General features: G+C 68.9%; 12 protein-coding genes and 1 tRNA gene. 11 read left to right on the forward strand and 2 right to left on the reverse strand.

Annotated features, from left to right (window positions below; translation table 11 throughout):
• Positions 1–17 precede the first annotated feature (17 nt).
• From AC1DV7_RS12805 to AC1DV7_RS12820, 4 genes are all read left to right on the forward strand, one after another.
• On the forward strand, positions 18–1,532 hold the full coding sequence (locus AC1DV7_RS12805) for a type I restriction-modification system subunit M (protein WP_477597516.1): 1,515 nt from the start codon (positions 18–20) through the stop codon (positions 1,530–1,532).
• Entirely contained in the window at positions 1,525–2,703 is a 1,179-nt protein-coding gene (locus AC1DV7_RS12810) for a restriction endonuclease subunit S (protein WP_477597517.1), read from the forward strand. The genes AC1DV7_RS12805 and AC1DV7_RS12810 overlap by 8 nt, the downstream gene beginning before the upstream one ends.
• Positions 2,700–5,744 (forward strand): type I restriction endonuclease subunit R, encoded by a 3,045-nt coding sequence (locus AC1DV7_RS12815; protein WP_477597518.1) that lies wholly within the window; start codon positions 2,700–2,702, stop codon positions 5,742–5,744. Before AC1DV7_RS12810 ends, AC1DV7_RS12815 begins: the two co-directional genes overlap by 4 nt.
• A gap of 162 nt (positions 5,745–5,906) precedes the next feature.
• On the forward strand, positions 5,907–6,584 hold the full coding sequence (locus tag AC1DV7_RS12820) for a hypothetical protein (protein WP_477597519.1): 678 nt from the start codon (positions 5,907–5,909) through the stop codon (positions 6,582–6,584).
• A gap of 18 nt (positions 6,585–6,602) precedes the next feature.
• On the opposite strand, the gene AC1DV7_RS12825 is transcribed toward AC1DV7_RS12820, so the two are convergent.
• Entirely contained in the window at positions 6,603–7,742 is a 1,140-nt protein-coding gene (locus AC1DV7_RS12825) for a GTPase family protein (RefSeq protein WP_477597520.1), read from the reverse strand.
• A gap of 719 nt (positions 7,743–8,461) precedes the next feature.
• On the opposite strand from AC1DV7_RS12825, the gene AC1DV7_RS12830 reads away from it, so the two are divergent.
• A tRNA-Ser gene (locus tag AC1DV7_RS12830) sits at positions 8,462–8,557 on the forward strand.
• Positions 8,558–8,972: 415 nt separating this feature from the next.
• On the opposite strand, the gene AC1DV7_RS12835 is transcribed toward AC1DV7_RS12830, so the two are convergent.
• Positions 8,973–10,325 (reverse strand): aminotransferase-like domain-containing protein, encoded by a 1,353-nt coding sequence (locus tag AC1DV7_RS12835; protein WP_477597521.1) that lies wholly within the window; start codon positions 10,323–10,325, stop codon positions 8,973–8,975.
• A gap of 60 nt (positions 10,326–10,385) precedes the next feature.
• Between AC1DV7_RS12835 and AC1DV7_RS12840 the strand changes: the two genes are divergently transcribed.
• The 6 genes from AC1DV7_RS12840 to AC1DV7_RS12865 all read left to right on the forward strand — a co-directional run bounded on the left by AC1DV7_RS12840 (position 10,386) and on the right by AC1DV7_RS12865 (position 23,426).
• Positions 10,386–11,876: a CoA-acylating methylmalonate-semialdehyde dehydrogenase gene (locus AC1DV7_RS12840; protein WP_477597522.1), complete on the forward strand. Its 1,491-nt coding sequence runs from the start codon at positions 10,386–10,388 to the stop codon at positions 11,874–11,876.
• 92 nt (positions 11,877–11,968) lie between these two features.
• On the forward strand, positions 11,969–13,342 hold the full coding sequence (locus tag AC1DV7_RS12845) for an aminotransferase class III-fold pyridoxal phosphate-dependent enzyme (RefSeq protein WP_477597523.1): 1,374 nt from the start codon (positions 11,969–11,971) through the stop codon (positions 13,340–13,342).
• Between the two features lie 4 nt (positions 13,343–13,346).
• Positions 13,347–14,717 (forward strand): NAD(P)/FAD-dependent oxidoreductase, encoded by a 1,371-nt coding sequence (locus tag AC1DV7_RS12850; RefSeq protein WP_477597524.1) that lies wholly within the window; start codon positions 13,347–13,349, stop codon positions 14,715–14,717.
• A gap of 73 nt (positions 14,718–14,790) precedes the next feature.
• The gene (folP, locus tag AC1DV7_RS12855) at positions 14,791–15,708 is read left to right on the forward strand and encodes a dihydropteroate synthase (RefSeq protein WP_477597525.1); all 918 of its coding nucleotides are present in this window, start codon (positions 14,791–14,793) and stop codon (positions 15,706–15,708) included.
• 364 nt (positions 15,709–16,072) lie between these two features.
• Positions 16,073–22,882 (forward strand): OmpL47-type beta-barrel domain-containing protein, encoded by a 6,810-nt coding sequence (locus AC1DV7_RS12860; protein WP_477597526.1) that lies wholly within the window; start codon positions 16,073–16,075, stop codon positions 22,880–22,882.
• A gap of 340 nt (positions 22,883–23,222) precedes the next feature.
• Positions 23,223–23,426, forward strand: a complete 204-nt coding sequence (locus AC1DV7_RS12865) for a cold-shock protein (protein ID WP_056915917.1) — start codon at positions 23,223–23,225, stop codon at positions 23,424–23,426.
• The last annotated feature ends 151 nt before the right edge of the window (positions 23,427–23,577 follow it).

Below are 23,577 nucleotides of genomic sequence, written 5' to 3' on the forward strand. Positions count from 1 at the left end.
CAAGCAGGGGAGAAACTGTGACGATCGAGGCCAAGACGACAACGCAGATGTCACAGCAGCAGCTCGAGGGCACCCTCTGGCGAGCCGCGAACTCGCTGCGCGGGCCGGTTGACCCAGGCGACTTCAAGGCGTACGTCTTCCCGGTCATGTTCTACAAGTGGATCTGCGACACGCACGCCTACCATCACGCCCGTGCAGTCGAGGACTTCGGTGACGACCTGACTGAGGAGATCGAGGCTGACTACCAGCCGTTCGTCGTGCCGGCCGGGGGTGCATGGTCCGACGTGCGGAACACGGCCGTGAACGTCGGTGCGAAGCTCGCCAACGCGCTGCACCGGCTCCAGCAGGCGAACCCGGACCTGGTCGGGGTCTTCGGTGATGTGAACTGGGCTAACAAGGACCGCCTGCCGGAGTCTGCCCTCGTCGCCCTTCTGGACACGTTCCACGAGGTGCAGCTGGACCCCGACCACGTCCGCGGTGACATGCTCGGCGCCGCCTACGAGTACCTCCTACGGGAGTTCGCCGAGGCGTCTGGGAAGAAGGCCGGCGAGTTCTTCACACCGCGGCACGTCGTGCATCTGCTCGTGCGCATCCTGGACCCGCGGCCGGGCGAGTCGGTTGGAGACCCGGCGTGTGGCAGCGCCGGGATGCTCGTGGAGACCGTGAATGCCGTCCGGGCCGCCGGGGGAGACCCACGCACCCTGACCCTGTACGGGCAGGAGGTCAACCTCACCACTGCGGCCATCGCCAAGATGAACTTGTACCTGCACGGCCTTGAGGACTTCACCATCGTGCGCGGCGACACGTTCCGGGAGCCGAAGCTGCTCGATGGCGCTGCGCTGCGCAAGGTGTCCTGCACTATCGCAAACCCGCCCTTCTCGCTGCAGAACTGGGGCGCGGCCGACTGGAACAACGACCCTTACAAGCGGGTCATCTGCGGCGTGCCGCCGGCCAAGAACGGTGACTACGCCTGGATTCAGCACATGATCGCCACGATGGACCCCGTCGTGGGACGCGTTGGCGTGGTCATGCCACATGGCGTGTTGTTCCGCGGCGGCAAGGAGGGCGCCATCCGGCAGTGCCTGGTGGAGAAGGACCTCCTCGAGGCGGTCATCGGGCTGCCGAACAACCTGTTCTACTCAACGAGCATCCCGGTGTGCCTGCTCATCTTCCGGGCGAAGAAGTCCCCCGAGCGGGCCGGCAAGGTCCTGTTCATCGACGCTTCCGCCCGGTACAAGCCCGGCAAGAACCAGAACGTCATGTCGGAGGACGACGTGCAGGTCATTGATGTCGCCTATAAGAACGGTGAAGACCGTGATGGCAACGGCGGGCTACAACTGCGCCTGGTTGACTTCGCGGAAGTCGAGTCGAATGGCTTCGACCTGAACATCGGCAAGTACATCGAGACCGAACAGGCCGCCGAGGTGGACGTCGAAGCGGCCTTGGCGGCCTACCTCGACTCGCGTGCTGCACTGCGTGCCGCAGAGGCGGACCTCGACCGCAAACTGAAGGCGGCGGGCTTCGATGCGTGATGGCTGGCGCAAGGTGACCCTGGGCGAAATCTGTGACCTCACTAAGGGAAACTCGCCGACGCTAAAGACGCCGCCGGGCCCCTACCCTCTCGTAGTCACCGGCGCGGAGCCACTTTCCGCGGACACGTACCAGTTCGATGGCGAGGCCGTGTGCATCCCGCTGGTCTCGTCGACAGGGCACGGACACGCGTCGCTGAAGCGAGTGCACTACGCAGCAGGGCGCTTCGCGGTCGCGAATATCGTGGCAGCGTGCATTCGCAAAGAAGGCGCCGACGTCGACATGCGCTGGCTCTGGCTGTACCTGCACCACTGGCGTAACGAGCTCATCGTGACGCGCATGAAGGGGACCGCCAACGTTTCGCTGTCCTTGGGGGCCCTCTCGGGCGTTGCCGTCGTCCTTCCCTCCCTGCACGAGCAGCTACGCATCGCGGACCTGATTGGATCATTGGACGGTGTCCTCGCCACTGCCGAGACTCATCTTCAGACAGCACGACGGCGCGCCGCGGTGTTCGCGTCCGACCTATGGCGCTCACCGGAGTGGCAAGCGGTCGTTCCTTTGGGCCGCATTGGCACACTCATGACGGGAGCAACACCGTCAACGAAGGAGCCGACCTTCTGGAATGAGAGTGATCTGCCGTTCATCACCCCAGCAGATCTCGGTTGGGCGGGGCGGCGGACGGTGCCAACCGCAGTTGCGCGCCGCGCCAGTCGCATGGCCTACGACGTGTCCAAGAGGAAGCTGGCGGGTCACGCTGTCCTGCAGGTCTGCGTTGGAGCTACGACCGGCAAGACCGCTGTGGCAGAGGGTCCGGCCCTGTTCAATCAGCAGATCAACGCGGTAACAGGACTTGCGGCCGTTGATGCACGCGTGTTGGCAGCCATCCTTTCGTCTGAGGAGTTCCAACGGATGCTGAGGACCGCCGCCGGCAGCAGCACCATGCCGCTCGTACCCAAGAGTGCTTGGGCAGCTCTAAGGGTTCCATGGCCTTCGGAGGGCCAAAGGATTGGCCTCGCCGCCAAGTTGGAAGCCCTCGATACAGCAGTGGGAGCGGGGGAGCGCCACCTGGATGCTCTGGCCGCACTGCGGTCGAACCTTCTCACTGCCCTGTTGTCGGGTATGCATCAAATCCCGGACAACTACGACGAACTGCTGGCAGGGTCGGCCGCGTGACTGCCCCCAAGCTGAACGAGACGACGACCACCCAGGCGTTTGTCCTTGACCACCTCAAGGCTCAAGGCTGGCAGCACGTCCCTGGCTCCCAACTTGAACGCGCCCACGAAGACGTCTTCCTCGAGACGCACCTCATGGAAGCGCTGAAGGCGCTGAACACGTCGGTCCAGGAAGACCCCGATCGGGCCCAGCAGGTCCTCATCCACTTGCGCACCCTGGCCCTGTCCGCCGTCGAAGACGGGCTGGTGGAGACGAACCAGCGGTTCACCACTTGGCTCCGTGGCCTGCACACCCACGACTTCACCGGTCACAACCGCAGCGAACCTGTCCACCTGATCGACTTTCACGACCTGACCCGCAACACCTACATCGTCTCCGACGAGGTCACGTTCGGCGCGGGAACCCACAAGTCCCGCTTCGACATCGTCCTGTGGGTCAACGGCATCCCCGTCGCGGTCGGCGAGACGAAGGACGCGTCCACACAAGGGGTCTCCTGGTTCCACGCAGCCAAGGACATCCACGACACGTACGAGGTCGCGCACAAGCCGTTCTTCGCCCCGAACATCCTGTCGTTCGCGACCGAGGGTAAAGAGCTGCGCTACGCCGGCGTCCGGACCCCGCTGCAGCACTGGCAGTCCTGGGACGTCTCCGCCGCCGACCCCGGTCAGTACGGCTGGGACCGAGTCGGGCGCAGCATCGACACCCTGCTGTCCAAGGGCACGCTGCTGGAGATGCTGTCGGGATTCAGTGCGTTCGAGACCACTCAGACCGCCTCCGGCGCTCCTGTGCTCACCAAGGTTCTCGCCCGCTACCCGCAATACGAGGCCGTCAACCTCATCCTGGACCGGGTCCGATCTGGGGAGCGCAACCGTGGCCTGATCCACCACACCCAGGGCTCGGGCAAGACCCTGGCGATGACGTTCGCCGCCGCGCAGCTGATGCGCGAGGAGGACCTGAAGAACCCCACTGTCATCCTGGTGGCAGACCGGGTCCAGCTGGTCGACCAGACCTACGCCCAGTTCCGCTCCACCGGCATGCCCCGGTTGTCCACGCCGTCCAGCGCAGCCGGGTTGCGCGCCCTGCTGACCAACGACCGCCGCGGCATCATCTTCACCACGGTGCACAAGTTCGCAGGCGCCGGCCTCCTATCGGACCGAGACAACATCATCGTCCTGGTCGACGAGGCGCACCGCACCCAAGAAGGTGGCCTCGGCCAAGCGATGCGGACCGCGCTGCCGAACGCGAAGTTCTTCGGTCTCACCGGCACCCCCATCGCGACGCTGGACAAGAACACGTACGACCTGTTCGGGCACCCGGACGACCCGAACCACACCCTGCACTCGTACACCTCCGACCGGTCCATTGCGGACGGGATGACAGTGCCCATCCACGTGGCCGCCCGTCTGGTGGAGTTCCAGCTCGACAAGGAAGCTCTCGACGAGGCGTTCGACGCGATGCTGGACGAGGAGGACCTGTCGACCTTGGAGCGGGAGTACCTCACGCGCAAGCTCGGCCGCGTGTCAACGTTCTTCGCGAACCCCGAACGCATCGCGAAGGTGTGCACCGACTTGGTGAACCACTTCTACGCCACCGTGGACCCCCTGGGCATGAAGGCGCAGGTCGTCGTTGCCGACCGAGCCCTGTGCGTGAAGTACGCCGACCATCTTCGTACTCTGCTGAAGAAGCGGGCAGGGGAGATGGGGGAGGAGCCGGACGAGGTCGCCGTCGTGATGAGCGTCGCTCCGAAGGATCCGGAGGAGTTCCTGCCGTACAAGATGACCGACGACGAGGAGAATCGGCTCCTCGACCGGTTCCGCGCACACAGCGACCCTCTGAAGTTCCTCGTGGTGACGAGCAAGCTCGGCACCGGCTTCGACGCCCCCATTGAAGGCGTCATGTACCTGGACAAGCCGCTGAAGTTGCACACCCTGTTCCAGACCATCACCCGCACGAATCGCACGTGGAACAACCCGCAGACCGGGCAGGCCAAGACGCACGGGCTCGTCGTGGACTACGTCGGTCTCGGCGACGGGTACGCAAGGGCGATGGTCCCAGCCGACCCGGAGGCGCAGCGCCGACACATCGAGCTCGACGGGCTCATCGACACGTTCGAGGCTGAGCTGCCGCCGGTGCTGGACCTGTTCAACGGCATCGACCGGACCAAGCCCGGCTACGAGGTCCTTCAGGCTGCGAACGAGCGCCTCCCCAACGCAGCTGCCCGTGACCGGTTCGCCGTTCGCTTCGGTCTGCTCGAGGGCATCTGGGAGACCGCTTGGCCACATGACCGCCTCGGAGTGCACCGCAACGACTACGAGTTCCTGGCCAAGGTCTACGAGAACATCAAGCCGCCGGTGGCCGAGCTGGACCTGCTCTGGCACCGGCTCGGGGCCAAGACCTTGGCGATGGTGCACTCCCACATCGGGCCGGTCACCGTTACCGGCTCGACGAAGGAGGCGGTCGTCGCTGACGCCGGCACCATCGCGAAGTTGTTGGACGACCCAGAGTTCGCTCTCATCAAGCGCGATGTCGAGGACAAGACCGCCCAGCAGGTGCTCGACTCCATCACCAAGCGCCTCCAAGCCCGCATCGACGGCAAGACCGGCGACCACGACGTGTGGAAGTCCCTGGCCGAACGTCTTGACAACCTGCGCGAGCGTGCCATCGGCCAAGCCCAGGTAGCCCTGGACTGGTTGCGTGAGCTGCTTGTCGCGGCCCGCGACCTGGCTCTGGCTGAGAGGGTCGAGGACGAGCGTGGACGCCCCGGGTTGGACGCCCTACCGCCCCTGACAGATCCGCACGTTGGCGCCCTGACCCAAATCTTCGTCGAGTACGCCCCACAGGACACCCCCGTCCTCATCGGGCGCATAGTCGAACAGGTCGACGCCATCGCCAGGCAGGTCTGCCACCCCGGATGGGTGTCCAAGCCGGCGTCCATCAGGGACGTGCGCATCGCACTGCGCAAAACGCTCAAGCAGAACGGTCTCGAGCACGACGGTGACCTGTTCGACCGCGCCTACGCCTACATCGAGCAGCACTACTGAGGTCGCGCGACTCCGCCCGCTGTGCAGGGGTGCGTGCGTAGTCCGAACGGCTTGCCCCATCGAGGGCCGAACGTCTTATTCGCGACTATTCGCCCATCGCGCTTTGGCGGACATGCCACTCTGCCGAAGGCGGAAGCGGCTTGGAATCGGAGGAGCAACGACGTGTCACGCGGTTCAGCAGTACCTGAGGTGGAAGCTTCAACCGAAGTGCAGCCAGGATCACTCGGTGCGTCTTTCAGTGTGACCGCGGTCGTAGCGTTCATCCTTTCCTTGCTGTGGCTGGGCGGGCTCGGCTCGCTGATTGGGGCGGTTCTGGGGGGTCTTGCAATGCGCAGCGCGGCTCGTGCTGGTCAGCGGGGCGTTTCCTTGGCGGTGGCGGCCCTCATCATCGGAGTACTCGGCCTGGTTGGAACAGGAGCCATAACAGCCGTGGCAGTGGACCGCGGGCGCCAGCAGGCAGCCGAGTTCGACGCTGCCTCGCGGGCGCTGGCTGAGGTCGCTTCCGCGACGAGGTCACCGTCGTCGACGACGCCTCCCACTGCGAGTCCGACCACACACACTCTGCAGGAGATGCAGCAGGCTGCGAGCGACGCCAAGCAGAACAGGGCGAACGCTGCGTATGTGAAGGCGGTTCGGAGGGCCCACCCGGACAGCGCGCTGCTTGCCTCGATGGATGATGACTTCATCCTTCAAGACGGTCAAACCACCTGCTCGATCATCCGTATGGGGACCTCAGTGTCCGATGCGGCGACGCAGTCAGCACGCTCGATGGTCGGCGACGACCGTGCTTTGCTTAGAGACATGACCCTGTTGGCGGCGAAGCACCTTTGTCCAGCGTGACTGGGGCCCGACATGCCCTCAGTCGAGCAGTTCGCTTGACCCCTCATTCTTGTGGCGGGCGGTGAATCGAGACTTGAACTCACTCGTGAACAGGTCCCTGATGGCGTCTGTGTCAAGGAGCCCGTTCACGGTTCGGAGCTTCCCTTCGGCCATCTGATGGCAGACAGCAGCCCAAGCGGCTCCCATCGCAAAAGTGACGGTCCCGGCGACCGCAGCGTTGATCGCTCCACCCACGACGGTGCCGACGACGGGAACGAGCTTCAGCAGGCTCCCGGCGAGGATGCGTCCACCACTGCTGGCAGCTGTCGTGGCGGCCATTGCGGCTGTCGTTGCTTTGTCGACGTCAACGCCGTAGGCCATGGCTATGGCGGCCATCATTCCGAGTTGTATGGGTACCAGGAGTGCGGCGTCGCTCACTGGTATGGGGCTGGCACCGGCCGCGGTGGCAGCGACCGTCGCTGTCCGGATGGCGGTAAGGGCTGCGCCATCCTTTCTCTTCAGGTCGAGGCGCTGAGCCGCAAGTAGCGCAGCAGCAACGCCCTCAGGCGCAACACGAAAGGTGGCATCCAGAACCTCCAAGACCCCGTGTTGCGCCATCCCGTAGAACGAGTCGGCCTTGGCCATAGTGGGGAAAACGCGCCCGTCGGCCACTGGCAGCTTGTGGGCGCTGATCTCGTCGACAAATGTTGCAATGTCGGGGTGGGGTGCCCCGTCGATCATCGGAGCCTGCGTCATCACAAGAACAACGGGAATCCCGAGCGAGCGAATCTCACGGATGAACTCGGCTTCGACGTCTTCGAAGCGACGGTCGCCGAAGCGAACGCAGTACCAGGCGACGTGGATCTGCTCAGAAAGCTGCTTCTTGCGGGTCGTCTCCACGTACTCGCGAACATCGGAAAGGATGCTCTGGGAGTCCTTGCCTACCTCCAGACCCACCGTGTCGAAGATTCCCAGCGTGCCGCTCTGGTGAACGTGGAGGTGGTTGGCCTTGGTAACCGGTCTGCCGATACCGGTCTTAGCGACCTCCTTACCGAAGACTGCGTTGATGAGCGTCGACTTCCCCACACCCGTCTTGCCGAAGATGGCAAGGTTGAAGCGACCAACTTCTGCCTGGTGCTGCTCCAAGACGTCGCGAAACGCCTCTCCGAAGTTGTCCATCAATGTCTCCCCTGCGATGTCCTCGTTTGGCGTGCATCTTGGCACGGTTCCCGATCGTTATGTGCCTTTTCCGCGATGTCGCGAAAGCCCGTCACAAATCGAGTCAGGAGCCCGCGAAACAACGGAAAGCACTCCACTCGGAGGTCGCGCTCGAGAACGTATGCTGGGGAACCACAGTGTCGAGGATGACGAGGGGCTTTCCGATGCCAGGACGCAAGGCCGCCCGCGTAGTGAAGAATCTCTCCACGAATGCGCGGAAGGCTCGTCGGAAGAGGGTCGTGCCCCCGAGGCCCCAAGGGGGTCCGCACCCGTCTGGCGAGTCCCGAGCGGATCGGGAGCAGGCATACGGGCGCTGGGTCGAGTTGATGCACAAGGAGCGCCCAAGTACAGCGGAGATGGACGAGCTCAAGGCATTGACGAAGAAGTTCAAGAAGGTTCGGCCGGATCGAAAGCGGTCCACCATGCAGGGCACCGCACCGAACCTCACAGACTTGCCCCGCCCGCGCCGGGTGCCCGGCGGGCTGCCCTCGTTGGGCAAGAGGCGCTGACCCGTCCCGAATCACCGGAGCCTTTTGTTTGGAGGCTGCGCGCGGGCATGCGTCCGCAAAACTTGCGCCGGTTGTCGTGCCGTCGCTCACTCGGTGCTGAGTTGTCGAATGGTCCGACTGTCGCACGTTGTCTCACCACGTAGCGGGCATTGAGCGGGCAAGATCTGCTGGGTAGGCCGGCTGAGCAGGTCAGAGGTGGTCTACCTCGCGGTCTTGAAAACCGCTATGGCGGCAACGTCATCGTGGGTTCGAATCCCACGCCCTCCGCACATGACGCACGCGGGAATCGGGAGACGACCGATTCTCGAAGGTCGGAAGGGCCGAGGAACGAGCCCGCCAACGACACGCCGACGATTCGAGGGGTGGGTCTCCGCGAGTCGGGCGAAATGCCCGGCGCGTCCGGTTCGGTCAGGGGTGAACGGACGGAACCAATTGCACCGGTACGGAAATTGACCGATCCTGCTGGGATCAGGCACCAGTACTCTCGGCAGCGAGGGAGCAACCAATAGCGTCCGCCTTAGGGCGGCGGGCCGGAGGCCGGGCAACCCTGCAGCCCGGCCTTCGTGCCGTCCGGATCGGTCGTCGTTGCCGCGCGGACCGGTCGTTGCCGCGGGCGTGCCGGTGGCAACGTGGTGTGGGAGCGGCAGCGTGGTGGGTCCGCCAGGCAGCCGCTGGGCCGGGCTCAGCGGGCGCGCGTGCTCCAGCCCGTCGTCCGGGCGGCGACGGCGATGGCCTCGGCCAGGTCGTCGAGCCCGTCGGTGGCCAGCCCGACCGTCACCCGGATGTGTCCGTGCCCGTCGGCCGTCCCCACCCGGAACGGCGCACCCGGTGCCACCCCGATGCCCTGGCTCGCCAGCCGGACCACGGCAGCCGTCTCGTCGTGGACGGGCACCCAGATGTTGATGCCCTCGGTGCCGCCGACTGCGATGCCCCGCGCCGCCAGCTCGTCGACCACGGTGGCGCGGCGCACCGCATACGTCTGCGCTGCCCGGGCGACGGCGGACCTGGCGCCCTCGTCGGTCAGCAGCCCGAGCAGCACCTGCTGCAGCAGCCGGCTCGACCAGCCCTGTCCCAGCTGCCGGCGGGCGGCCACGGCCCGCACGAGCTCGGCAGGCCCCGACAGCGCGGCGAGGCGCAGGTCGGGTCCGTGGGACTTGGAGAACGACCGCACGTATGCCGTGTGCTCCGGCCGCCAGCGGCCCTGGCTCGCGAGGGGCGCCGGTGACAAGCACGCAGCCGAATCGTCTTCCACCACAAGGGTTTCGGTGTCACTGAGGAGGCGCGCGATGTCCTCGGCGCGCTGGGAGGTCATGGTGACCCCGGTGGGGTTCTGGGCGCGCGGCTGGACGAAGACCGCCGCGATGGGCTCGCGCAGCGCGTCGGCGAGCCCGTCCAGCGACAGGCCCTCGTCGTCGACCGGGACGGCGACCAGCTGGACCCCGACCGACTCGAGGAGGTCGACCAGAGGGGGGAAGCAGGGGTCCTCGACGACGACGCGGTCCCCGAAGCGAAGGCTCGTCCGCACGACGAGGTCGAGGGCGTCCATGGCGCCGTCGACGACGAGGACGTCGTCCACGGCATACGGCCAGTCGGCCCTGAGCGCCTCGGCGAGCTCGGGCACGACGGGGTCGTCGAGGTAGCTGCCGGTCGTGGGCGTCGAGGTGAGCGAGGCCAGCGCGTCGGTCAGGCTGGGCAGCAGGGCGGGGTCGGGCACCCCGGTCGACAGGTCGAGGGCGAACCCGGCCTGGTGCTCGAGGGCCTGCTGGTAGCGGCCTGCCACCGCCGGGCGCGGGTCCAGCACGGTGGTGCCACGCCGTCCGTCGGTCGCGACGGTGCCCGCCCTGGCCAGCAGGGCCCAGGCCGAGCTGACCGTCGTCGGGGACAAGGTCAGCTCGGTCGCCACCGTCCGGATCGGCGGGAGCCGGTCGCCCGGCTGGAGCACGCCGTCGCGGACGGCGGCGGACACCGCGTGGGCGAGACCCTTGGCGCTGGGCTGGTCGAGCCGCTCCTCCAGGGCGGACAGCAACGTTTTCACGATTTGTACCATAGCAATAGTCATATTGTGTGACTAGTGCATGAGTCGTACCGTAGTGTCATGACGACGCGCATCTCCCACTGGATCGACGGCCGCACCCGCGAGGGGACCTCCGGGCGCTCGGCGCCCGTGCACAACCCGGCCACCGGCAAGGTCACCGCCGAGGTCGACCTGGCCTCTGCCGAGGAGCTGGATGCGGCGGTCCGGAGCGCGCGGTCGGCCGCGAACGAGTGGCGGCACTCGTCGCTGTCCCAGCGGGCCGCCGTCCTGTTCGCCTTCCGCGAGCTCCTGCACACCCGCACGCCCCAGCTCGCCGCGATCATCACGGCCGAGCACGGCAAGGTGCTCTCCGACGCAGCCGGCGAGATCGCCCGCGGGCTCGAGAACGTCGAGTTCGCGACCGGGGTGCCCAACCTGCTCAAGGGCGGGTTCAGCGAGCAGGCCTCCACGGGCGTCGACGTCTACAACATCCGCCAGCCGCTCGGCGTCGTCGCCGGCATCACGCCGTTCAACTTCCCCGCGATGGTGCCGCTGTGGATGTGCGCCAACGCCATCGCCTGCGGCAACGCCTTCATCCTCAAGCCGTCCGAGAAGGACCCGTCCGCGGCGCTGTTCCTCGCCCAGATGTGGAAGGACGCGGGCCTGCCCGACGGCGTCTTCACCGTCGTGCACGGCGACAAGGTCGCCGTCGACGCCATCCTCGACCACCCGGACATCGCCGCGGTGAGCTTCGTGGGCTCCACCCCCATCGCCCGCTACATCTACGAGCGCGGCACGGCCAACGGCAAGCGGGTCCAGGCACTCGGCGGCGCCAAGAACCACGCCCTGGTCCTGCCGGACGCCGACATCGACATGGCCGCCGACGCGGTGGTCTCGGCCGCCTACGGCGCCGCGGGCGAGCGCTGCATGGCCCTGTCCGTGGCCGTCGCCGTCGGCGACGTCGCCCAGCCGCTGGTCGACGCCATCGCCGCCCGGCTGCCCAAGCTCACCGTCGGGGACGGCGCCGACCCCGACACCGACATGGGCCCGCTCATCACTGCAGAGCACCGTGACAAGGTCGCCGGCTACGTCGACGCGGGCGAGTCGGCGGGGGCGGCGGTCGTCGTCGACGGACGCACCGGCGACCACCCGCAGGAGGGCTTCTTCCTCGGCACCACGCTGCTCGACCACGTCACCCCCGAGATGACCGTCTACACCGACGAGATCTTCGGTCCCGTGCTGTCGGTCGTCCGGGTCGACACCTACGACGAGGGCATCGCGCTCATCAACGCCAACCAGTACGCCAACGGCACGGCGATCTTCACCCGCGACGGCGGGGTGGCCCGTCAGTTCCAGTACGACGTCGAGGTCGGCATGGTCGGCATCAACGTGCCGATCCCCGTCCCCGTCGCCTACTACTCCTTCGGTGGCTGGAAGGACTCGCTGTTCGGCGACACCCACATGTACGGGCCCGAGGGCATCAGCTTCTACACCCGTGGCAAGGTCGTCACCCAGCGCTGGCCCGACCCCGCGACGTCCAGCGTCGACCTCGGCTTCCCGCGCACGCGCTGACCCGCCCCGGCGGCCGCCCTGACCCGCCCCGGCGCCCGCCCTGACCCGCCCCGGCGCCCCGCCCTGACACCACGGCATACCAAGGAGTCTCGATGACCGACACGCTCGCCACCACGCTCGCGACCGAGGAGCAGGTGCGTCGCGACGACCGCGCCCACGTGTTCCACTCCTGGTCGGCCCAGGGGCTCATCGACCCCCTGCCGATCGCGGACGCCAGCGGGTCGTACTTCACCGACTACGCGGGCAAGCAGTACCTCGACTTCTCCAGCCAGCTGGTCAACGTCAACATCGGCTACCAGCACCCCAAGCTCGTGGCGGCGATCCAGGAGCAGGCCGGCCGCCTGACGACGATCAGCCCGGCCTTCGCCAACGACGCCCGCTCCGAGGCGGCCCGGCTCATCAGCGAGCTCGCCCCCGGTGACCTCAACCGCGTCTTCTTCACCAACGGCGGCGCCGAGGCCACCGAGAACGCGCTGCGGATGGCCCGTCTCCACACCGGGCGCCACAAGGTCATGGCCGCCTACCGCAGCTACCACGGTGCGACGGCGGGAGCCATCGCCCTGACCGGCGACCCGCGTCGGTGGCCGTCCGAGCCGGGCATGCCGGGCATCGTGCGCTACTGGGGTCCGTACCCCTACCGCTCGGCCTTCCACGCGCAGGACGAGCAGGAGGAGGGCGTCCGCGCCCTGCAGCACCTGCGCGACCTGCTCATGGTCGAGGGGCCCCACACCGTCGCGGCGATCATCCTCGAGACCGTGGTCGGCACGAACGGCATCCTCGTCCCGCCACCCGGCTACCTCCAGGGCGTCCGCGACCTGTGCGACGAGTTCGGGATCGTCATGATCGCCGACGAGGTCATGGCCGGCTTCGCGCGCTGCGGCGAGTGGTTCGCCGTCGACCACTGGGGCGTCGCGCCCGACCTCATCACCTTCGCCAAGGGCGTCAACAGCGGGTACGTCCCGCTGGGCGGCGTCATCATCTCCGAGCGGATCGCGCAGACGTTCGACCAGCGGCCGTTCCCCGGCGGCCTGACCTACTCCGGCCACCCGCTGGCGTGTGCCTCGGCCGTCGCGTCCATCGGCATCTTCAAGGAGGAGGGCATCGTCGAGCACGCCCGCTCGCTGGGTGCCGACGTCATCGGTCCCGGCCTGCGCGACCTGGCGCAGCGCCACCCCAGCGTCGGCGAGGTCCGTGGGCTCGGGGTGTTCTGGGCACTCGAGCTGGTCCGCGACCGGTCGACGCGCGAGCCGCTGGTGCCGTTCAACGCGGCCGGTGTCGATGCCACGCCCATGAACCACTTCGGGGCGGCCTGCAAGGAGCGCGGTCTCTGGCCGTTCATCCACTTCAACCGCACCCACGTCGTGCCGCCGTGCACCACGACCGCCGACGAGGTGCGCGAGGGCCTCGCGATCCTCGACGAGGCGCTGACCGTCGCGGACGGCTTCTACACCGGCACCGACGCCTGACCTCGTGGGTCATCCCGCGCTCGCCGACGCCGCGCCGGCGGTCTTCTGGCTGGACCAGTCCGACCGCCCGGCGCCCCGACCGGGACTCGGCGCCGTGCGTGCCGCCGACCTGGTCGTGGTGGGGGCCGGCTACTCCGGGCTGTGGACGGCTCTGCTCGCCAAGGAGGCCGACCCAGCCCGCGACGTGCTCGTCCTCGAGGCCGGCTCCGTGGGGTGGGCGGCCTCCGGCCGCAACGGCGGGTTCTGCTCCGCCAGCCTCACGCACGGAGAGCCCAACGGGGTGGCCCGGTGGCCGCAGGAGTATGCCGCGCTGCACCGCCTCGGTCGCGAGAACCTCGATGCCATCGAGGACACCGTCCGGCGCTACGGGATCGAGTGCGACTTCCGCCGGTCCGGGGAGCTCACCGTGGCGACGCAGCCCCACGAGGTCGCGTGGCTGGTCGGGGAGTCGGAGGGTGAGCTGCTGGACCGCGAGGCCGTGCGTGCCCACCTGAGCTCGCCGACCTACCTGGCCGGGCGGTACCAGCCCGACGAGACCGCGATGCTCGACCCGGCGCGGCTGGCGTGGGGTCTGGCCCGCGCCGCAGAGTCGCTCGGCGTCCGGATCGCCGAGGGCGTCCGGGTCACGGGCCTCTCGACGACAGCGTCCGGCGTCGACGTCGCCACCGCTGACGGCCCTGTCGTCGCCGCCAACAGAGTCGCTTTGGGCACCAACGCTTTTCCGTCCCTTCTGCGTCGCACCAGGCTGCACACGGTGCCCGTCTATGACTACGCGCTGATGACCGAACCGCTGACCCCGGCGCAGCTCGACTCCCTGGGCTGGGCCAGCCGGGCTGGGGTCGGCGACATGGCCAACCAGTTCCACTACTACCGGCTGTCCGCCGACAACCGGATCCTGTGGGGCGGCTACGACGCGATCTACCACTACGGTCGCCGGCTCGAGCCCGGCCTCGAGCAGCGGCCCGAGACCTTCGACCGTCTGGCTGGTCACTTCTTCGAGACGTTCCCCCAGCTCGAGGGACTGCGGTTCAGCCACCGCTGGGGCGGTGCGATCGACACCTGCACGCGGTTCTGCGCCTTCTACGGCACCGCACACCGGGGACGGGTCGCCTACGCCGTCGGCTACACGGGACTGGGGGTCGGTGCCACGCGCTTCGGCGCCCAGGTGGTGCTCGACCTGCTGGACGGACGCGACACCGAGCGGACCAGGCTGCGCATGGTGCGCGAGAAGCCCCTGCCCTTCCCACCGGAACCGTTGGCCTACACCGGGATCCAGCTGACCCGGTGGTCGCTGGCCCGGGCCGACGAGCGGGCCGGTCACCGCAACCTGTGGCTGCGGGCGCTCGACCGGGCAGGCCTCGGCTTCGACTCCTAGCCACGTCCCCGCGGCAGTACTGACTCCGGCCGCCCTGCTCGGCCCTCTCGGGCGCGGGTGCGAGGATGACGGCGTGAGCCTGCCCGAGCCGCAACCCCTCGACCTGCCCCGCACGCCCGCCCTGCGGCTCCGGGGACGCACCTTCGACGCCGCCGCTCCCGCAGTCATGGGGATCATCAACCGCACCAGCGACTCGTTCTTCGCCGGCAACCGGCACGCCGACGTGGACTCGGCCAAGCGGGCACTCGACCACGCGGTGATGGCAGGCGCCGACATCGTCGACGTGGGTGGGGTCCGCGCGGGCCAGGAGGGCGAGCAGGTCGGCGCCGATCAGGAGATGGACCGCGTCCTGCCGTTCCTCGAGCACGCCCGCTCCACCCATCCCGACCTCGTCCTCTCGCTGGACACCTGGCGCTCGGAGGTCGCGGCCGAGGCCGGCCGCTTCGGGCTCGACCTCGTCAACGACACCTGGGCGGGGCACGACCCCGAGCTCGTCGGCGTGGCTGCCCGGATCGGCGCCGGCGTGGTCTGCTCGCACACCGGGGGGCTACCGCCCCGCACCGACCCGGTGAAGGTGACGTACGGCCCCGACCCGCTCGACGTCGTCCGAGACGTGCTGCGAACCCTTGCCGCCGGTGCCGCGCAGGCCCAGGCGGCCGGCATACCCGACGACCGGATCCTCGTGGACCCCACACTGGACTTCGGCAAGACCACGGCCCACTCGCTCGAGGTGCTGCGGCACACCGGGGAGGTGGCCCAGCTGGGCTTCCCCATCCTGCAGGCCCTGTCCCGCAAGGACTTCGTCGGTGAGTCCCTCGGGCTGGAGGCTGACGACCGTCTCGAGGGAACCCTCGCGGCAACCGCGGTCGCCGCCTGGCTCGGGGCCACGGTGTTCCGCGCCCACGACGTCCGGGCCACCCGCCGCGTCGTCGACATGGTCGCCGTGATCCGGGGTGACCGCAGCCCCGTGCGAGCCGTCCGCGGGCTGTAGCAAGCGCGGCCTGCGCCCTGCATCGGGACGAGGGTGGACGAGACCGCACGCAAGCCGACCCGGCTCGCGGTTCCCCCAGCCTGAGGTGACGACCAGCGGTATCCACGCCGCGTGAACGCAGTCGAGGCCCACCACTGCCGTCACGTGTCCGTTTTGTGCATCAGCCGAACGGTCAGGCTGTGGGTCAGGCATCCGTGCATTTGGCCCAATCGTTCGGTTGCCGGACCTCTTCACCCATACCGTCCCTGACCTGCGGGTTCTTCACTGGCAGCACTGTTCTGCTTTCTCAGGGGTGTGGATGATGCTCGGTCAATTCTCTGTGCTTTGTCGTGCGGCTGGCCGCCGTGGTCGTGTAGGGGCCGTCATGGCGGTGTCGGCGCTCGTCGTTGCCGGCATCGCGCCGGTCGCGTCGGCCGCGCAGGTCACCAACGCCTCCGTCTCCGGAGGCGCGGGCACCGCCACCGTGGGCGGGCTGCTCTACGCCAAGCAGGGGGCGAGCCTCACCATCGCGGTGACGTCCGACAACACCACCCAGTGCGTCGACGTCATGAACGCAGGCACGCTGGTGGCTCGGATGACGGGGCCCACCGGTAAGACGGCGTGGTCCTTCACGTCCGGAGCCTTCCCGAGCCTCGTCCCTGCCGGCGACAAGCTCGTGACGTACACCTTCGTGGCGTGGCGCAACCTCAACGGCCAGGGCAACTGCACCGCGAACGCGGGCGAGACCACCACGTCCGTGACGTTCGCGGTCGACAACACGGGCCCGCAGCTCACGCCGGTGTTCTCTCCGGCCCTGACCGGCGCGTGGACCAACAAGGACACGACGGTCACCTGGACGGCGACGGACCCGCAGGTGGCAGTCGGCACCGCCGGCTCTGGCTTCCCGACGCCGCCGACCACCTCGACGACCTACGCGACCAGTGGCGTGTACGCGCTCACGGCTCCGGCCTTCAGCGACCGGGTGGGGAACCTCGGCACCGGCAACGGCACGCTCCGGCTCGACAAGGCCGCGCCCTCCATCGTCGGCTCCCGCACCCCGGCGCCCAACGCCTTCGGGTGGAACAGCTCGCCGGTGACCGTCGGCTTCACGTGCCAGGACCTCCCGGCCACCGACGCGTCAGGCCTGGCGGCGCCCGGGTGCCCGGCCGGCACCGTCGTCGGCAGCGCGAGCGACCCCTCCAAGGACGAGACGAACGGCTCGGTGACCGGCACGGTGAGCGATGTCGCCGGCAACAGCTCGTCCGCGACCGTCGGCACCATCAACGTCGACACCGTGGCACCCACCCTGTCGGGCGCCGCCACCAGCGCTCCCAACGCCAATGGCTGGTACCGCGACGACGTCACGGTGCACTGGACCGCAGCGGATGCCCGTTCGGGGCTGGACCCCGCGACCGTTCCCGGCGACGCCGTCCTGAGCGGTGAGGGCAGCGCCCTGACCGTGAGCGCCTCGGCCTCCGACAAGGCCGGCAACACCAGGACGGCCGTGAGCGCGCCGGTCAAGATCGACCGCACCGCGCCGGTGACCGGCATCAGCGGCATCTCCAACGACTGGACGAACGCTGGACTGGTCGCCGTCACCCTGACCCCCGCCGACACGCTGTCGCAGGTCGCCTCGACGACGTTCTCCGTGGACGGCGGGGCCCCGCAGACGGGCACGACCTTCACCCTCGCCACCGAGGGCGACCACACGATCACCTTCAGCAGCACCGACAAGGCCGACAACGTCGAGGCCACCCGCACCGCCCACGTGAAGATCGACCGCACGGCTCCGTCGATCGGGCACTCCTTCACGCCCAGCGGCTACACGGACGGCTCGTGGACCAACGCCGACACCGTGGTCGTGACCTTCACCTGCACTGACGCGGGCTCCGGCGTCGCCTCGTGCACGCCGCCGGTCGGCGTGACGGCCGAGGGCGCCGCGCAGACCAGGACCGGCACCGCGAGGGACAACGCGGGCAACACCGCCACCGACACGGCGTCCGTGAGCATCGACCGGACCCCACCGACGGTCGTCGCGGCCGCAGACCGGTCGCCCAACGGCAACCACTGGTACTCCGACGACGTGACCGTCAGCTTCACCTGCTCCGACCAGGCGGCGCTCTCCGGCGTGCAGACCTGCTCGGCCAGCCGCACCCTCGGCCAGGGGGCCAACCAGTCGGTCACCGGCAGCGCGGTCGACGTGGCCGGCAACTCGGCCAGCGCCACCCTCGACCACCTCGACGTGGACAAGACCGCGCCGGTCCTGTCCGGGGCGCCGACCACGGGTCCCAACGCGGCCGGCTGGTACGACAACAGCGTCACCATCCACTGGACCTGCTCGGACGCGCTCTCGGGCCTCGACGGGGCGTGCCCCTCCGACACCACGGTCTCGGGTGAGGGCAACAACCTCGGTGCCACGGCCTCGGTGTCCGACAAGGCGGGCAACACCAAGACCGCCGCGGTCTCCGGCCTGCACATCGACAGCACCCCGCCCGTCACGACGGGCTCGGTCTCCGCCCCGCTCGCCACCGGCTGGTACGCCGACACGGTGCGGGTCACCCTGACCGGCACCGACAACCTCTCGGGTGTGGCCAAGACCTGGTATGCCGTGGACGGCGGCTCTGCCACCGAGTACGACGGCGCGTTCGACTACGCGACCCCGGGGACCCACACCATCACCTTCTGGAGCAAGGACGGGGCGGGCAACGTCGAGGACGCCGCCGCACCGGGTCACTCGCTCACCGTGAAGATTGACGGCATCAAGCCGACGATCACCGGGTCGGCGTCGCCGGCGCCGAACACCGCGCGATGGAACAACACCGACGTCACCGTCGCCTTCAGCTGCGCGGATGCGGAGAGTGGGATCGCCAGCTGCCCGGAGGACTCCGTCCTGTCGCACGACGGCGCGGGCCAGTCCGTCACGGGCACCGCGACCGACCACGGTGGCAACACCGAGAGCGCCACGGTGGGCCCGATCAACGTCGACAAGACGAAGCCCACCCTCACGGGCGTCGCCACCACGCCGCCGAACGCGAACCTCTGGTACAACGGCGACGTCACGGTCCACTGGACCGCCGCAGACGACACGTCTGGTGTCGACCCGGCGACGACCCCGGCCGACTCGGTCGTCACCGGTGAGGGCGCCAGCCTCGTCGCCGGCCCCGTGCAGGTCTCCGACCTCGCGGGCAACACGCGCTCCCAGACGCTCGCCGGCATCAAGGTCGACCGCACCAAGCCGATGATCTCCGGTGCCGCGACCACGATCCCGAACACCGCGGGCTGGTACCGCGCGGACGTCGCCGTCGACTGGACCTGCTCCGACGCGCTGTCCGGCATCGAGCCCGGCGCCTGCCCCGCGACGAGCACCGTCGACGGCGAGGGGTCGAGCCTGTCTGCGACCGCCTCGGTGAGCGACCGCGCCGACAACGGCCAGTCGGCCACCGTGGCCGGCCTCAAGATCGACCGGCACGCCCCGACCACGGACGTCTCGGCCCCGTCGGCATGGACCAACCAGGCCGTCACGATGACCTTCGAGGCGACGGACAACCTGTCTGGCGTCGCGGCGACCTACTACACCGTCAACGGCGGCACCGCGCTCGAGGGCGAGGGCGTGACGTTCACCGACGAGGGTGAGTACGACCTCGAGGTCTGGAGCGTCGACCGCGCGGGCAACCGCGAGACGGCCAACAGCGCCACGGTGCGCATCGACCGGACCGCCCCGACCATCGGGCACGACCAGTCGCCGGCAGCGAACGGCAACGGCTGGAACAACACGACCGTGCGCGTCACCTTCACGTGCGACGACACGGGTGGCTCGGGGCTGGCGTCCTGCACCGCGCCCGTCGACGTCACAGCCGAGGGCAAGCAGATGCCCGTGCCGGGCACGGCGGTCGACCACGCCGGCAACTCGACCTCCGACCCCGCCACCGTCAGCATCGACAAGACCGCGCCCACGATCAGTGGCGCCCCCGACCGTGCGCCGAACGCCAAGCACTGGTACCGCGCCCCGGTCACCGTGAAGTTCACCTGCGCCGACCAGGCACTGCTGTCCGGCGTCGCGAGTTGCCCTGCCCCCGTGACGTTGGCCCAGGGCGCACACCAGTCCGTGACCCGCACCGCCGTCGACGCGGCTGACAACTCGGACAGTGCGACGGTCGACGGCATCGACATCGACACCACCGCGCCGCAGCTGTCCGGACACGTGACCGCCGGGCCGAACGCCGCCGGCTGGTACCGCGGGGACGTCGACGTCGCGTGGACCTGCTCCGACGCCCTCTCGGGCATCGACGGCGCGTGCCCGACCACGAGCACCGTGACGGACGAGGGCACCGACCTGTCCGCGACCGCGACCGTGCTCGACCTGGCCGGCAACGACACCACCGCCAGCGTGACCGGCCTCAGGATCGACCGCACGGCGCCGACGACGAGCTCGTCGGTCCGCGAGGCGGACAGCGCCAACGGCTGGTACGCCTCGGGCCCGACGGTGACGCTCGCCGCGACCGACGGCCTCTCGACCGTGGCCGAGACCTGGTACCGCGTCGACGGCGGCGCACCGCAGGCCTACACGGACCCGTTCCCCCTGTCCCTCGAGGGCGTCCACACGATCACGTCGTGGAGCGTCGACGTGGCAGGCAACGTCGAGGACCAGGACCAGGACGCCAACACCATCACCGTGCGGGTCGACACGACCGCGCCGGGCATCACGGGCTCCCGGACGCCGACCGCGAACACGAACGGCTGGAACAACAGCCCCGTGACCGTCTCGTTCGAGTGCACCGACAGCGGATCCGGCGTCGGCTCGTGCAGCACCCCGACGACCGTGACCGGCCAGGGCGAGAACCAGTCGGTGACCGGCCATGCGACCGACGCCGTCGGCAACGCCGCATCGGTGACCGTCGGTGACATCGACATCGACCTCACCAACCCTTCGCTGACCGGTGCGGCGACGACGGGCCCGAACGCTGCGGGCTGGTACCGCAGCAACGTGGTGGTCCACTGGACCTGCTCCGACACGCTCTCCGGCATCGCCGGGTCCTGCCCGGCTGACAGCACGGTCACGGGCGAGAGCGCGAACGAGTCGGCCCACGCGACGGTCTCCGACAGGGCAGGCAACGACACCTCCGCCACCGTGGCCGGGCTCAAGATCGACCGGACCAAGCCGGTCACCTCGGTGACGGCGCCGTCCGAGTGGCAGCGCGCTGGCGTCACCTTGTCGGTCCACGCGTCCGACAACCTCTCCGGCGTGGCCGCCACCTACTACACGATCGCCGGGGGCGAGCCGCAGTCGGGCACGTCCATCGCACTCGGACACGACGGCACCTACGAGCTCGCGTTCTGGAGCGTCGACGGAGCCGGCAACGAGGGTGTCCACGGCACCGCGACGGTGCGGGTCGACCAGACCGCCCCGAGCATCCGGCACACCATCACGCCGGAGCCCAACGGTGACCTGTGGAACAACTCGGACGCCACGGTCAGCTTCCTCTGCGACGACGAGACCTCCTTGGTCGCCAGCTGCACCGCCGACCGGGTGGTCAGTGCCGAGGGGACCGGCATCACGGTCGTCGGGACTGCCGTGGACAACGCAGGCAACGAGGGCAGCGACACCGCCACGGTCAACCTCGACAAGACCAAGCCGACGATCGCTGGTTCGACCGACCGGTCTCCCCACGCGAGTGGCTGGTACGACGCCGACGTCACCGTGTCCTTCATCTGTGGCGACGACCGCTCTGGCGTGGCCTCGTGCCAGGGTTCCTCGACCCTCTCCGAGGGTGCTGGCCAGTCCGTGACGGGCTCGGTGGCCGACAAGGCCGGGAACACGCGCTCCACCACGGTCTCGGGCATCAAGGTCGACAAGACCAAGCCGGTGCTCACGGGTGAGGCCACCACCGCGCCGAGCGGAGGGGGCTGGTACCGCGGTGACGTCGTCGTCCACTGGACCTGCTCCGACGCCCTGTCCGGCATCCAGGGCTCCTGCCCGGCGGACAGCACGGTCACGGGCGAGGGCGACGACTTGTCGGCCAGTGCCTCGGTGAGCGACCTGGCCGGCAACTCGACCACCACCACCGTCTCGGGGCTCAAGATCGACCGCACCGACCCGGTGACGCAGGGCTCCGTCCCCGCCTCCCCGTACACCACGGGCTGGTACGACGCCCCCGTCACGGTGACGCTGACCGCGACCGACGACGGCTCCGGGGTCGGGACGACCCGGTACACCGTCGACAGCGGAACGGCGAGGACCTACACCGACCCGTTCACCGTGGGCGGCGGCATCCACACCGTCACCTGGTGGAGCACCGACAAGGCCGGCAACGTCGAGGCCACGGCCGACGGGCACACCTTGACGGTCAAGGTCGATGACGTCGCCCCCAGCATCAGCGGGGCTGCCACCACGGCCGCCAACGCGAACGGCTGGTACGCCGGACCCGTCGCCGTCCACTTCGTCTGTGCCGACGCGCAGACCGCGGTCGCCGGTACCTGCGGGCCTGACAAGACCCTGACCGGGGACGGGGCGAACCAGTCCGTCGTCGGGACCGTGAAGGACAAGGCGAACAACTCCGCGAGCGCGACCGTCGGGTCGATCAACATCGACCAGACCAAGCCGGTGTTCGCCGCCTACCAGGGCGCGACCACGTTCACGGTGGGTCAGGCCGTCGTGGAGCCGACGTGCGGCTCCCGGGCCAGCGACGCCCTGTCCGGCGTGGTGAGCTGCGTGCTCACCTCACGGACGGGCTCGGCGACGACCAACCCGAACGGTGTCGGCGACCGCGTCTACACCTTCACGGCGACCGACAAGGCCGGCAACACGGCGACCCAGGTCATCACCCTGCACGTCGGCTACGGCTGGTCGGGCTTCCTGCAGCCGGTCACCAACACCGCGCACGACCTCGGGTCGGCGAGCACCTTCAAGGCCGGCAGCACCGTGCCGATGAAGTTCCTGCTCAAGGACGCGAGCGGCGCGGTGCGACAGGCCTCGTACGCCCCGCTGTGGCTGGCGCCGGTGGACCTGGGCACGACGGCAGCAGGCACCGGACTGGCGACGGGCGAGGCCGGCACGGTCGGCGGCTCCTACAAGGGCGACGGCGGCCAGTACGTCTACACCTGGCAGACGCCCAAGTCGGGCGCAGGCCACTACTACCGGGTGGGGGTGCAGCTCGACAGCGGTGACGTCTACACKACGCTCATCAAGCTGAGCTGACTCCTGACCGGTGATCGGGGGCTGGAGGGCTCGGGGCGGTCGCAGGGGGACCGCCCCGGCCCTGAGCCCACCAGTGCCGAAACGCGGTGCGTTTCGGGGCCCGGCGCCATACCGGAAAATTGAGGATCTCGACCCGCACGATTGCCGAACTGCGTGCTAGCGTTCTGCACGGTTGCAACAAGCAGTTCCTCGCAAGGTCGACGAAGTGCCCGCCCTAGCACCATCAGAGCGGGCCTTTCTCATCTGAGGGCGGGCCTGGCTCGTCGGTGGGGTTGTGAACGGCAGCCGGGTGTTTCGCAAAGTGCGTAACACCAATGGCTACAAAGGAAAGAGTTACCCCATGGCACAGGGAACCGTTAAGTGGTTCAACGCTGAGAAGGGCTTCGGCTTCATCGCCCAGGACGGCGGCGGCCCGGACGTGTTCGTCCACTACTCGGCGATCGACTCCTCGGGCTACCGCTCGCTGGACGAGGCGCAGCGCGTGGAGTTCGAGGTCACCCAGGGTCCCAAGGGCCCCCAGGCTGACGCCGTTCGCCCCATCTGATCCGAGGACTGCCCAACCACAGTCTTCACTCGTTGGCCCCCACCGCATGGTGGGGGCCAACGCGTTTGTCCGGTATGCCGGGTGATCGGGCCCGCGCGCCGGGTGAGCCGGCCCGCGCGCCGGGTGAGCCGGCCCGCGCGCCGGGTGAGCC

The sequence above is a fragment of the Pedococcus sp. P2_E4 genome (assembly GCF_056403935.1).

What these genes read in the sequence shown, in the direction of transcription:
- AC1DV7_RS12865 (WP_056915917.1), top strand. Translation starts at nt 23,223, where the DNA reads ATGGCACAGGGAACCGTTAAGTGGTTCAACGCTGAGAAGGGCTTCGGC.
- AC1DV7_RS12825 (WP_477597520.1), bottom strand. Translation starts at nt 7,742, where the DNA reads ATGGACAACTTCGGAGAGGCGTTTCGCGACGTCTTGGAGCAGCACCAG.
- AC1DV7_RS12845 (WP_477597523.1), top strand. Translation starts at nt 11,969, where the DNA reads ATGACCGACACGCTCGCCACCACGCTCGCGACCGAGGAGCAGGTGCGT.
- AC1DV7_RS12810 (WP_477597517.1), top strand. Translation starts at nt 1,525, where the DNA reads ATGCGTGATGGCTGGCGCAAGGTGACCCTGGGCGAAATCTGTGACCTC.
- AC1DV7_RS12840 (WP_477597522.1), top strand. Translation starts at nt 10,386, where the DNA reads ATGACGACGCGCATCTCCCACTGGATCGACGGCCGCACCCGCGAGGGG.